We start from the raw sequence: 12,675 nt of genomic DNA, 5'->3' as shown, positions 1-12,675 counted from the left end.
CAGGCTCCAGTCGACGCAAGGGCGCTTCGTCGGCTGAGGGAGGAGCACGTTCCAGGCTCGAGGGCTTTGGGCAAGGACGTGAGGCAAAGATAGACAAAGCCTCAGACGGTGGGAGGACGAGAGATATGTTGCGCAGGTTTGTGAACACCGCACACGCGTGCGGCCTGGGAATTGCGTTATCTGCTCTGTTAGGCGGTGGAGCGCATGCGGCCGATGTTTTAACGAAAGCGCCGCCTGTTCCTTATGCCGAGACCGATGATTTCTGGACAAGACCATACCTGTTCGGCGATCTCGGCAGGACCAGGCTGAAGGAGCAGGGCATCGATCTGGGCCTGACGCTGGGTAATGAATCCGTCGGCAACCTGTCGGGCGGAGACAGGAACACCGCGGCCAACGCCGGACAGCTGTGGTTCGGGGCCAAGCTCGATATGGGGAAGCTCGCCGGCATTCCGGGCGGCACGGTCGGCCTCACGCTGGTCCAACGCTACGGCAGCAATCTGAATGCCGAAGCAGGCATTCCGGCCTTGCAGTTGACCAACGAAGTTTTTGGCCGCGGCAATATCTTTCGCCTGACCCAACTCTATTACTCGCAGAAGCTTTTCAATGATCAGCTTGAACTCAAGGGCGGCCGTCTTCCAGTCGGCTCCGACTTCTTCTTCGGTCTGTGCGAGTTCATCAACCTGACCTTCTGCGGCGGCCAGCCCGGCAATATCCAGGGCGGCTACATCTTTAACTGGCCGGTGAGCCAATGGGCCGGCGTCGTCCACTACAACTTCGCCAAGGACTTCCAATTGTCGGTCGGCGTCTACGACGCCAATCCGAACTATCTGACGACGGAGACCCCCAGCGTCTACTTCTTGCCGGGCATCCCTGGTTCGACCCCCGCGTCGGGCGTCTTGGTGCCGGTGGAGTTGGTCTGGGCGCCGAGCGGTCCGCTGAACGGGACCTGGAGATTGGGCGGCTGGTATGACAGCGCGTCGACGATCGATGGTGGCCTTCCGGGTGTCATTCAGGTCATCCCTGGCGTCGGTGGTGTCCCGACCCAGTTTCTGGGAGATCAACGAGGCCGCTGGGGTGTTTATGAGTCGATCCTGCAGCGCTTGACCGTTGAGGGGCCCGGGGCACTGGGTTGGTATACCTTCCTCAATACGACGGTCGCCGATCACCGGACGTCGTTCCAGGACTACCAGATCGCCTGGGGCGTCAAGCACACCGGAACGTTCTCCTGGCGTCCCCAGGATGAAGTCGGCTTCGCGGTGGGCACGACCCACGTGAATTCGGCTGCCTTTGGCCCGAATGCAGGCGGCAACGAAGTCCCAATCGAAGTCTGGTACGGCTGGCAGGCGACCGGCTGGATGAACCTCAAGTTCGATGCGCAGTACGTCATCAATCCTGGCGGGCGCGGGTTTAATGCCGCCGGCGTGAAGACCGACAATGCCTGGGTCCTTGGCGCGCGAACCGAGATCCACTTCTGATGCGGCGCTAGCCGTTCGGGGTCTTGGACGACTCTGACTCGACTGGTGTCGGCATGCCCGGATACGGGCATGCCGACGCTTCGCTCACACGATTCCCAGTGCGGCCAACTTCTTCACGATCTGGTCCGCCAGTTGGTCGGGCTGCTGGCCAATCGTTTGCAGGTGCACCTCGGGGGTGGTCGGTGGTTCGTACGGGGCATCGAAGCCGGTAAAATTCTTGATCTTGCCGGCTTTCGCCTTGGCGTAGAGGCCCTTTGGATCACGGCGCGCACATTCGTCGATAGGTGTGTCGACGAATATCTCGATGAACTCTCCATCGGACACAAGACGACGCACCATGTCCCGCTCAGCGCGGTACGGAGAAATGAACGAGCAGAGAACGATCAGGCCTGCATCCACCAGGAGTTTTGCCGTCTCTCCGGCGCGACGGATATTCTCGACGCGGTCCGCCTCCGTGAAACCGAGGTCCCGGCTGAGGCCATGGCGCAGATTGTCGCCGTCCAGCATCATGGTGTGGTGGCCGCCGGCGTGAAGCCGGCGCTCGACGATGTTGGCAATCGTCGACTTGCCGGCACCCGACAGGCCGGTGAACCATATGATGGCTGGCTTCTGGTGCTTCTGCGCAGCGCGCTCCGACTTTCCTATCAGTGTGGCCTGCCAAGGGACATTGGCGGCACGCCGCAGGCCAAACGCGATCATCCCCGCGCCGAGAGTATGATTGGTCAGGCGGTCGATGACGATAAATGATCCAGTCTTGCGGTTCTGCCCGTACGGGTCGAACGCGACGGGTATGTCCGTCGACAGGTTGCAGAACGCGATATCGTTGAGGCCGAGCGTGCGGGCGGCAAGATGCTCGCGCGTGTTGACGTCAATCTTGTACTTGATCCCGGTGATCGTAACGGGGGTCGTCCGGGTACCGATGCGGGCCAAATAGGAGCGGCCCGGCACGAGTTGCTGGTCGCTCATCCAGATGACATGCGCGGCAAACTGGTCCGATACTTCGGGAGGAGAATCCGGACTGATCAGCAGATCGCCGCGGGCGATGTCCAGCTCGTCTGCGAGCGTGATCGTGATCGCGTCACCGGCCTGGGCGGAGGTCTGCGCGCCTTCGGCGGTCAGGAGCTCCTTCACCTTTGAGACTTTGCCGGAATTGGCGACGACGATGGGATCGCCGGCATTGATCGTCCCGGATGCCAGTGTCCCGGCGTAACCTCGGAAATCAAGATGGGGTCTGTTGACCCATTGCACCGGAAAGCGGAACGGACTTTGGATCGCGTCACCAGTCACGTCGGTGGTTTCGAGATAGTCGAGCAGGCTCGGCCCGCGATACCAGGGCGTGTTGCCCGACACCTTCGTGACATTGTCGCCATATCGAGCCGAGACCGGAATCGAGGCGATCGACGAAAAGCCGAGTTGCTCGGCGAAGGCCCTGTATTCATCGTCGATGCGAACGAAAATCTCGCTTTGATAGGAGATCAGATCCACCTTGTTCACGGCCAGGACAACATGGCGTATGCCGAGCAGGGAGCAAATCAGGGAATGTCGTCTGGTCTGCGCCAAGAGGCCTTTGCGCGCGTCGATCAGGAGAACGGCGAGGTCTGCCGTCGACGCGCCGGTCGCCATATTCCGCGTGTACTGCTCGTGGCCGGGCGTGTCGGCGACAATGAAAGAACGTCGCGGCGTGCTGAAGAAGCGATGTGCAGCGTCGATCGTGATGCCTTGCTCCCGCTCGGCTTCCAGTCCGTCCACGAGAAGTGCAAGGTCGATGTCGTCTCCGGTGGTGCCATGGCGCTTCGAATCCGCAGCCAACGACGACAGCTGATCTTCAAAGATCAATTTGGAGTCGTGCAGGAGCCGGCCGATCAGCGTAGACTTTCCGTCATCCACCGATCCGCAGGTGAGGAAACGAAGCAGGTCCTTGCGCTGCGCGTCGACGGGAAACTCGCGGCTGTCCATCAAAAGTAGCCTTCGCGCTTCTTTCGCTCCATTGCTGCGGGTTCGTCGCTGTCTATCAGGCGACCCTGCCGCTCCGAGAGTCGCGTCGATCCCATCTCCGAGATGATATCTTCCAGCGTTGTGGCACTGGAATCGATCGCTCCGGTGAGGGGATAGCAACCCAGCGTTCGAAATCGAACTTGCCGCGATTCCGGCTGCTCGTCCGCATTGAGGGGCAGTCTCTCGTCATCGACCATGATCCAGGAGCCGCCGCGCGCCACGACCGGGCGGTGTTTGGCGAAATAGAGCGGCACCACTGAAATATTTTCCAGATGGATGTAGTGCCAGACATCCAGTTCGGTCCAGTTCGAAAGCGGGAAGACGCGAACGGTTTCGCCCGATCCAACACGGGTGTTGTACAGATTCCACAATTCGGGGCGCTGGTTGCGGGGGTCCCAGAGGTGTCCGCGCGAGCGAAAGGAGAATATCCGTTCCTTGGCCCGGCTCTTTTCTTCGTCCCTGCGTGCGCCGCCGAAACACGCATCGAAGCCATGGAGGTCGAGGGCTTGTTTGAGCGCGTGGGTCTTCATCACCTGAGTGTGGATCGACGAGCCTGATGTTATCGGCGAGATGCCACGGCCAAGACCATCCTGGTTGATGTAGACAAGCAGCTCGATGCCGAGGCGACGCGCGGTGTCGTCCCGAAACGCGATCATCTCATGAAACTTCCATGTCGTATCAACGTGCAAAAGCGGAAACGGGAGCTTGGCGGGGTAGAACGCCTTGAACGCCAGATGAAGCATGACGCTGGAGTCCTTGCCAATCGAATAGAGCATCACCGGTCGTTTGAACTCGGCGATGACTTCGCGCATGATCTCAATTGACTGAGCTTCCAGGCTCTTGAGGTGTTTCGGAAGCCCGCGTCGCGTTCCATCAGTGGTCGATGCCACGAAATTCATTGCAGGCGCCTCAGGGAAATCTCACGGGGAATGACAACATACTTCATGCCATACCGGCAGCGATAGTTCATGTCTACGGCGCGCGGAGCTGTGTCGTCCGGGCGATGAGGGGCCGGCGCCGACGAATTCTTGATCTCGGTGCGAGAGTAAATGCGCTGGGCCTTGTTGCCTTGCATTCGGAGCGCGGTGGTGGCTGATGCGACTTCAAGGCACCGATGAAGCGAGCGGTCGACAGCGTTGAGCGGCGCATTTTGGATCAGAGAGACCTCGATGGCATTGAATGCGGATGACATTTTTCTGAATCCTGCGCTGGAATCTGGCGTGCGCGGACAAGCCTCGGCGCTCTTGCTTCTCAACGCTGCCGATCCGCGGATGGGGTCGTTGTTTGCAACGCAACAACGCTGGCTGATGGCCCACGCTGCGGTAGCCCAGTTCTTCCGGGATGTTGCCGTGGGCGGCGCTGGCTCCGGCGTGTTGACCGCACGTGTGCTCGATCTTGTCGAGCATCACCAGATTGCAAGCCGGAACACTGCGGCTGCCTTCGTCAAGGAGATGTTGAAATACGGCATCGTGCGCCATGTTGCGGGAAGCGAAGGCAAGCGTCATCGTCCAGTCGAGCCGGGACCTGCAGCGCTTGATGCGCTGTATCAATGGCATCTGCTGCATCTGGCGACGTTGGATGGGCCCGATGGCGGAGGCCGTTCGGCGACGTTGGCCGCCCGACCGGAGGTCGTTCAGCGCATGCAGCCGCTGATTGCCGACGGTCTGCTTGGGTCTCACATGGTTCGCGAGCCCGAACCGACGTTCAAACTGTTCACCTGGGTCAACGAGGGGGGCGTGTTGATGGATCGCCTGATCGCCGGCTGCGAGGAAGAGGACGCCAACCTCGATCGTATCACGACCGACATGACGTCGGTCTCCGCTCTGGCGCAGCGGCTGAAATTGTCGCGGACGCAACTGGGCCGCAAGCTCGCCGAGGCGGAGTCCATGGGAAGCCTCGGCTGGGTCGGAGCGCGCGGCAAGTCTCGGCTTTGGGTGTCGAAAGGCTTCCGCCGCGAATATCACAAGGCGCAGGCCGTCAAACTCGAGATCATCGACGCAGCCTTCGACGCTTGTTTCATGTCGCATCGATGAAGTCCACGACATCGCCGGACCGATGATCGGCAGCATTGATCGATCTGCTGTCGCCTGACCATTTTTGGTGGTCGGCCTTTCCGAGCCCGTCTCGATCTTTACCGTAAATGTTGAGCCCGCTACGGAACAACTCCGCGGCGAGCCTCGTCGCGCCCTGCAGTGATTTGGCTGAATTTTGTGCGCGGAATGAGAGCATGCTGCGATTCATGATGAAGGGCTTTTCCGGCTTTGGCGCGCCAAAGGCGGGTAAGCACAATCGATGAAAAAGTGCGCCTGTGAACGCTCGTTCGCAGCCATCGGCAGCTCAATACCGTACCAATGGGCCGTTGAAGAGTCTCGCCTTCGAGCTGTTTGAAGATGACCATGGCGTTGGATGCTTCGGTGATGGTTCTGAGGAATTGCATGAAGAGGATTGCTCTCGTCGGTCGATAGACCGAGGGCGCGACAACAGCGTCGGTCGGATGTTTGTTCGGCGGTGATCTTCAACCGTGTTTGCGCTGCCTGTTTTTTGAGATGGAATGAATAATGCTGGATGTCGGCAGTGATCGGCATTTTTCGCTCTCTATTTCGCAAGAGCTTTCGATCGAAGGCGCGCCGGATGCATCCGCCGTCGCGATTCCGGACACGCATTTGCTCTTGAACGCGGAATTCAGGCGCGCTGGCGACGATCTGCTGCTGATGGGCTCTGACGGAAAGAGCCATGTCGTTGCCGGTTATTTCAAATCGGAAAATCTGCACGCGCTGCTGTCGGCGGATGGTGCCAGGCTAAGTGGCGAAATCGTCGCTGTGTTGGCCGGGCCTGCTGCTCCCGGACGTTACACTGCCAAGGACGCGCCGTCGCCGGCGATGCAGGTGATCGGACACGCGGTACGGGTCGAAGGCCAGGTGACGGTCCTGCGCAACGGCGTCGTCGTGGCGCTCAACAACGGCGATGTGCTGCTCAAGGGAGACGTGGTCCAGACCGGCAGCGGAGGTGCGGCTGGCCTGGTTTTCAACGACGGCAGCGCGTTCCAGATCGGGCATGGTTCGCGCCTCGTCCTGAGTGAGTTCAAATTCGACCCGCATGGCAGCACCAATCTGGAGGTCTTCGATCTCGTCCAGGGATCGTTCAGTTTCGCCTCCGGCAAGATTGCCCAGTCGGGTGACATGCGGATCGGAACGCCGGTCGGTTCAGCGAAAATTGCCGGCTCGGCCGGCGGTGGCGAGATTTCCCCGGACGATGGATCGGTCACGCTCTCCATTTTTCATCAGAATGACGGGCAGCATCAGGCGACCGCCTACGATCGGAACGGCAACGCCATTGCGACGATCAGCAGCGAAGGTGGCAAGCTGGAGCTGAAGCCGACCGGTCCAGCTCAAATTGCCGCCAGCGAGCAGGCGAAGACGGACGCCGACAGGGCAGGCGAGCTGGATGCGTTGAATGGCATTCTGCAAATCAAGAACCTCGGGAACCGCTATAGCAGCACCTCGCCCGGCAGCGTCGGTGCGCACGGGTCGTCGTCTCCGCCGGGTTCGTACGGTCCGGGGCCTGACGCGCCGTCGTTTCAGCCGGATGGCGCTTCTGGCCACAGCCCGCCGTTGAGCACCGGTGCGGATGTCGCCCCCCATCCGCCCGGTGGCGGAAGCGGTGGAGCCGGCCCCGGAAATGCATCGATCCCGGCGCCGCCGGTCAATGATGCGCCGTCGCTGGCTCTCAATGCCGGATCGGCGCTGGTTGCGCTCGAGCAAACGCCGGTCGCGGTTGCTCCGGGGCTGACGCTGTCCGATCCCGACAGCCACACTTTGCTGCGCGCGACGATCCAGATCACCGGCCACTATCAGCCGGGTGAAGACGTCCTGTCGTTTACCAATACGGCGTTGATCGAGGGCAGGTTCGATGCGGCAACCGGCACGCTGACGCTGACGGCCAGAGCCGGCCAGCAGCCGACTGTTGCGGATTTTGCGGCCGCGTTGCGTGCGGTCTTCTATACCGACACCAGCGACAATCCGTCGCCGCTGACCCGCACGCTGACCGTGACGGCGCAGGACCCGGACGGCACCGATCACGGTGGGCACGACACGGCCGTCGCCACCCGCGAGCTGACGGTCAGTGCGGTCAACGATGCGCCGGTCATCGGCGTAGCGCAGACGACCGGCGCGGTGCAGGAGGATACGGCACTCGATCCACATGGACTGCTGCATGCCGACGGCGCGATCGCGTTCACGGACGTCGATCTGGCGGACGCGCATGTCGTCTCGGTCACCTTCGTCAGCTCGACCCGCGCAGGCGGGCAGGCGCTCGGGACGATGAGCGCGCATCTGGCGGCCGACACCGTCCACGGCTTCGGTGGGGAGGCGACGTGGCGGTATCTCGTCGGCAACGCGGACGTCCAGTTCCTGCGGGCCGGGCAGACCGTTACGGAAACCTATGCCGTGACCGTCAGTGATGGTCATGGCGGACTGGCGAGCCGCAACGTCACCATCACGATCACCGGCGCCGAGGATGCGCCCGTGCTGGCCGCTGCGTCGGCGAGCACCACGGAGGCTGCCGACGCTGCCGCGCAGCACATCACGCTGACCGGCATCCTGCCGGTGACCGATCCCGACATCGGCGACACGCTGACGGCCTCGATCGCAGGTTCGCCGGTCGTGACTCTCGATGGCCACGCCTTCGCCCTGCCGGCAGGGGCGGCGTCGCTGATCAACAACGCACTGTCATTCCATGCGGGGACGTCGAACGGCGGCGCTGCCGGCATCGGCTGGACCTATGATGCGTCGGCGGCCAACCTGGACTTCCTGCGCGAAGGGCAGAGCCTGGTCCTGACCTACACGGTCGAAGTCAGCGACGGGCTCATCACCAGCAACCAGCAGACCCTGACGATCACTATCGCCGGCACCAACGACGTGCCCGTGGTGACGGGCGACACCGCGGCGATCAACGAGGAGGCCGATGCCCATGCGCAGGTCATTTCGCTGGCGGGCTCGATCTCCGCCAGCGACCGCGACGTCGGCGACACGCTGACAGCTTCGCTGGTCGGCGCGCCCGTTGTGAGCCTCGATGGTCACGCCTTCACCCTGCCAGCCGGCGCGCTGGCGCTCACCGACAATGCCGCCTTCGCGATCGACCCCGCGGGGCACCTGTCCACAGGCAGCGCCACGACGTTCGGCTGGACCTACCAGCCGGCCGCTGCCGACCTCGATTTCCTGAAGCAGGGCCAGACGCTCACGCTGACCTATGCGGTCGTGGTCAACGACGGCACCGCGACCAGCGCCACGCAATATGTGACGATCACGATCAACGGCACCAATGACGCGCCGATGGCCGTCGCGCACAGCTATACGACCGACGAAGACCATGCGCTGGTGGTGCCGGGTACCGGCGTGCTTGCCGGGGCGAGCGACCTCGACGGCGATGTGCTTCACTCGGTCCTCGTCAACGGTCCGGCCCACGGCACGCTGACGCTGAATGCCGACGGCTCGTTCACCTACGCGCCGACCGCCGACTACAACGGCACCGACAGCTTCACCTACAAGGTCAATGACGGTCTCGCGGATTCCAACGTTGCGACCGTCAATATCGTCGTGCAGGCTGTCAATGACCCGGCCGTGGTCTCGGGCGCCATCACCGGCTCGGTGACGGAAGCAGGCGGTGTCGCCAACGGGGTCGCGGGGACGCCGAGCGCGACCGGCACGCTGACGGACACCGACGTCGACAATCCCGCCAACACATTCACGGCGGTCGCGACGGCCAGGGCGAGTGACCACGGTTACGGCACCTTCACCATGACGTCGGGCGGCGTCTGGACCTACAATCTCGACAACAGCAACAGCGCGGTTCAGGCACTCAATGCCGGCGCGACGCTGATCGACACCTTCACTGTGACGACGATCGACGGCACCGCGCAGGTGGTCACGATCACCATCAACGGCACCAACGATGCGGCGGTGCTGTCGGCGGACACCGTCAACCTGACCGAGACCGATTCAGTGCTGTCGACCGGCGGCACGCTGACGATCCACGACGTCGACAGTCCCGAAACCTTCGTGGCGCAGGCGGGCACGTCCGGGCACTACGGCACCTTCACGGTTGGTACGAACGGCGCGTGGACTTATGTCACGAGTTCGGCGCATGACGAGTTCGTCGCCGGGCAAACCTACACCGACACGTTCTCCGTTGTGAGTTCGGATGGCACGGCTTCGTCCGTGACGATCAATATCCTCGGCAGCAACGACGCGGCTTCGATCTCGGGCACGACCACCGGTTCGGTGACCGAAGCGGGCGGCGTCAACAACGCCGTGGCGGGTACGCCGAGCGCGACCGGCACGCTCACCGACACCGACGTCGACGATCCCGCCAACACGTTCACCGCGGTCAACGCGGGCACGGTGAGCGACCACCACTACGGCACCTTTGCCGTCACGTCGGCCGGGGTCTGGACCTACACGCTCGACAACAACAATGCCGCGGTTCAGGCGCTCAATGCCGGCGGCACGCTGACGGATACGTTCACGGTAACGACCGTCGACGGTACGCCGCAGGTCGTCACCATCACGATCAATGGCGCCGACGATGCTGCCGTCATATCGGCGGTGACGAAAAATCTGACGGAAACCAACGCACCGCTGTCGACCGGCGGCACGCTGACGATCCAGGACCCCGACAGTCCGCAATCCTTCGTCGCACAGGCCGGCACCGCCGGACAGTACGGCACCTTCACGCTCGCCAGCGATGGCACCTGGAGCTATGTCGCGAGCTCGGCGCATGACGAGTTCGTGGGCGGGCACACCTACACCGACATTTTCTCCGTCGCGAGCGCGGACGGCACGACCTCGTCCGTCACCATCAACATCCTCGGGACTGACGACCCGGCCATCATGACGGGAACGACGACCGGTTCGGTGATCGAGGCGGGCGGCGTCAACAACGCGCTGGCGGGGACGCCGACCGCGACCGGCACGCTGACGCTGTTCGACATCGATACGCACTCCGTTACTATCGTGGCGGTCGCCGCGCCGACCGCCAGCACCGGCGGCTACGGCACCTACACCGTGACCTCGGCCGGCGTGTGGACCTACACGCTCGACAACAACAATGCCACGGTGCAGGCGCTCGCCGCCGGCGCGACGATGACCGACACGTTCGCCGTGAGGGGAAGCGACGGCAGCGCGCAGGTCATCACCATCACAATATCAGGCGCCAACGATGCGCCGGTGCTGTCCGGCGACGATTCGGCGGCGCTGCTGCAGGGCCTGTCGACGACCATCACCACGGCCGACCTCAACGTCAGCGACGTCGACAACAACGCGAGCCAGCTCACCTTCAACGTCAGCAGCACCCAACGCGGCTATGTCGCGCTGTCGAGCGCCCCCGGCGTTGCGATCACGAGCTTCACCCAGGCGCAGCTCGCCGCGGGCCAGGTGATCTTCGTCAGCGACGGCACGCTGAACCCGGCCGCGAGCTTCACCGTGTCCGCGACTGACGGCAGCCTGACCACTGTGCCGGTGCTGGTCAATGTCGCCGTCACCAATGATTTTGTGCTGCCGGGCAACATCAACCTCGGCAGCGTCTCGGAAACTATCAACAGCCTGACCCAATCGGGCGGGACGCTGTCCGGCACCGGCACGCTGACTGACGCGAACGGGGCGACCTTCACGGGCGGCACCGAAAACGGCAGCGGCACGACCATCGTCAACGGGCTCGCGACCTTCTTCGATGCCAATAACGAGACCTTCACGCTCGACGGCAGGACGCTCGAACTGCACGGTTCCGGCCACACCGGAGCCTTTTCGGGCGATACGCTGCGGCTGAACAACGGCGCGAGCTTCAAGATCGACGCCGGCGTCACCTTCACCGACGCCACCACCTCCGGCACCGCCTTCAACATCGCGTCAAGCACGGGAAGCGGGACCCTCAACGTCGCCGGAAATTACGACAAGACCGGCAGCGGCACCACGATCGTCAGCACCGCGGTGAACAATAGCGGCGTCATCGACGCCAAGGCGGGTACGCTCGATCTCGCCGGCAGCGTCACCAACACCGGCACACTGCAGGCGGACAGTGGCGGCAAGCTGCTGGTTGCCGGCAGCGTCACCGGCTCCGGCGCGGTCACCGTCGGCAATAATGGCACGGTCGAATTCGGCGCGAGCGTCGGATCCGGCCAGACCATCACCTTCAACGGCGCACTCGCCACGCTCAAGATCGATGCGCCGGCGAGCTTTGCCGGCACCATCGCGGGCTTCAGCGGCGCCACGGACGCGATCGACCTGGTCGGGATCAATTTCAATTCCGGGCAGTTCTCCCAGTCGTTCAATTCGACGACCGGCATTCTGCATGTCACCGACGGCGCTCATAGCGTCGATCTGCATTTCAGCGGCCCGACCTACGGCTTCGCATTCTCGGCCGACGGCTCCGGCGGCACCGTGATCAAGCCGTCCAACGTCTTCACGGTCCACAACGCAGCCGAGCTCAACACGACGCTGCTCGCCATCAGCGTGGGTGGCGCGTCTTCCGCCGCCAACACCAACTATTCGATCGAGTTCGCCGGCAACATCTCCATTGCCTCGCTCGGCGCCAATTTGACCGCGATCAATCTGGCCAGCGGCAGCCACCTCGTCATCAATGGCGCGGGCTTTTCGCTCGACGGCGGAAATGCTTATCGCGGCCTGTTCGTGTTCGGTGGCAACGTCTCGATCAACAATCTGAACATCGCGCACACGCTGGCCCAGGGCGGCGCCGGTGGTACCGAAGGCGGTGGCGGTGGTGCGGGCCTCGGCGGCGGCCTGTTCGTGGCGGCGGGTGCGGCCGTCGCGATCGATGCCGTGACGTTCACGGGCGACGCGGCCAAGGGTGGCGCCGGAGGCGATTGGGGGGGAGGCTCGAGGGGAGGCCAGGGTGGTGGCGGTGGTGGCATGGGCACCGACGGCAACGGTGCCCACTACAGTAGCAACCACAGCGTCGGAGGCGGCGCCTTCGTCTTCGTCCAGGGAGACCCGGGCGGCACGCTCGGGATCAACGTCCCGGGGCACGCGGGCTATTCACAGGCGGCTGCCGGCGGCACATCGCCGAGCGGCAGCAGCCTCACTCCGGGTGCGCATGGCGGCTTTGGTGGCGGCGGCGGTGGCGGTGCGGGGGGCTACGTCACCACCTCGATGGGAACAAGCTTCAGCGTCGGTGGCGACGGCGGTTTCGGCGG

Annotated in this window: 8 protein-coding genes; 3 read left to right on the top strand and 5 right to left on the bottom strand. The window is 63.3% G+C overall.

All coding sequences use genetic code 11. From position 1 onward, the window contains the following. The first annotated feature begins 125 nt into the window (after window positions 1-125). Complete coding sequence (locus AXW67_RS04070) at window positions 126-1,475, top strand: carbohydrate porin (RefSeq protein ID WP_063676800.1); 1,350 nt, start codon at window positions 126-128, stop codon at window positions 1,473-1,475. Window positions 1,476-1,559: 84 nt separating this feature from the next. Here the strand turns inward: AXW67_RS04070 and cysN are convergent, their stop codons facing one another. From cysN to AXW67_RS41570, 3 genes are read right to left on the bottom strand one after another with little or no spacing between them, the layout of a single operon-like run. Beyond that, window positions 1,560-3,431, bottom strand: coding sequence for a sulfate adenylyltransferase subunit CysN (gene cysN, locus AXW67_RS04065; RefSeq protein ID WP_063676799.1), 1,872 nt, complete (start codon window positions 3,429-3,431; stop codon window positions 1,560-1,562). After that, window positions 3,431-4,369 (bottom strand): sulfate adenylyltransferase subunit CysD, encoded by a 939-nt coding sequence (gene cysD / locus AXW67_RS04060; RefSeq protein WP_063676798.1) that lies wholly within the window; start codon window positions 4,367-4,369, stop codon window positions 3,431-3,433. The genes cysN and cysD overlap by 1 nt, the downstream gene beginning before the upstream one ends. Beyond that, window positions 4,366-4,662, bottom strand: a complete 297-nt coding sequence (locus AXW67_RS41570) for a hypothetical protein (RefSeq protein ID WP_145927407.1) — start codon at window positions 4,660-4,662, stop codon at window positions 4,366-4,368. Before AXW67_RS41570 ends, cysD begins: the two co-directional genes overlap by 4 nt. Between AXW67_RS41570 and AXW67_RS04055 the strand changes: the two genes are divergently transcribed. Beyond that, the gene (locus tag AXW67_RS04055) at window positions 4,640-5,503 is read left to right on the top strand and encodes a hypothetical protein (protein ID WP_063676797.1); all 864 of its coding nucleotides are present in this window, start codon (window positions 4,640-4,642) and stop codon (window positions 5,501-5,503) included. The two genes, AXW67_RS41570 and AXW67_RS04055, sit on opposite strands and share 23 nt — an antisense overlap. Here the strand turns inward: AXW67_RS04055 and AXW67_RS04050 are convergent. Continuing rightward, window positions 5,487-5,711, bottom strand: coding sequence for a hypothetical protein (locus tag AXW67_RS04050; RefSeq protein WP_145927406.1), 225 nt, complete (start codon window positions 5,709-5,711; stop codon window positions 5,487-5,489). The two genes, AXW67_RS04055 and AXW67_RS04050, sit on opposite strands and share 17 nt — an antisense overlap. Then, window positions 5,708-6,055 (bottom strand): hypothetical protein, encoded by a 348-nt coding sequence (locus AXW67_RS41565; RefSeq protein ID WP_145927405.1) that lies wholly within the window; start codon window positions 6,053-6,055, stop codon window positions 5,708-5,710. Before AXW67_RS41565 ends, AXW67_RS04050 begins: the two co-directional genes overlap by 4 nt. Between AXW67_RS41565 and AXW67_RS04045 the strand changes: the two genes are divergently transcribed. Further along, a partial coding sequence (locus AXW67_RS04045) for a VCBS domain-containing protein (protein ID WP_283806453.1) occupies window positions 6,029-12,675 on the top strand: 6,647 nt, incomplete at its 3' end. The two genes, AXW67_RS41565 and AXW67_RS04045, sit on opposite strands and share 27 nt — an antisense overlap.

The sequence above is a fragment of the Bradyrhizobium neotropicale genome, from assembly GCF_001641695.1.
GTDB classification, from domain to species: Bacteria; Pseudomonadota; Alphaproteobacteria; order Rhizobiales; family Xanthobacteraceae; genus Bradyrhizobium; species Bradyrhizobium neotropicale.
Note: the sequence above shows the minus strand (reverse complement) of the source record. Positions and strands in the feature narration are given on the sequence as shown.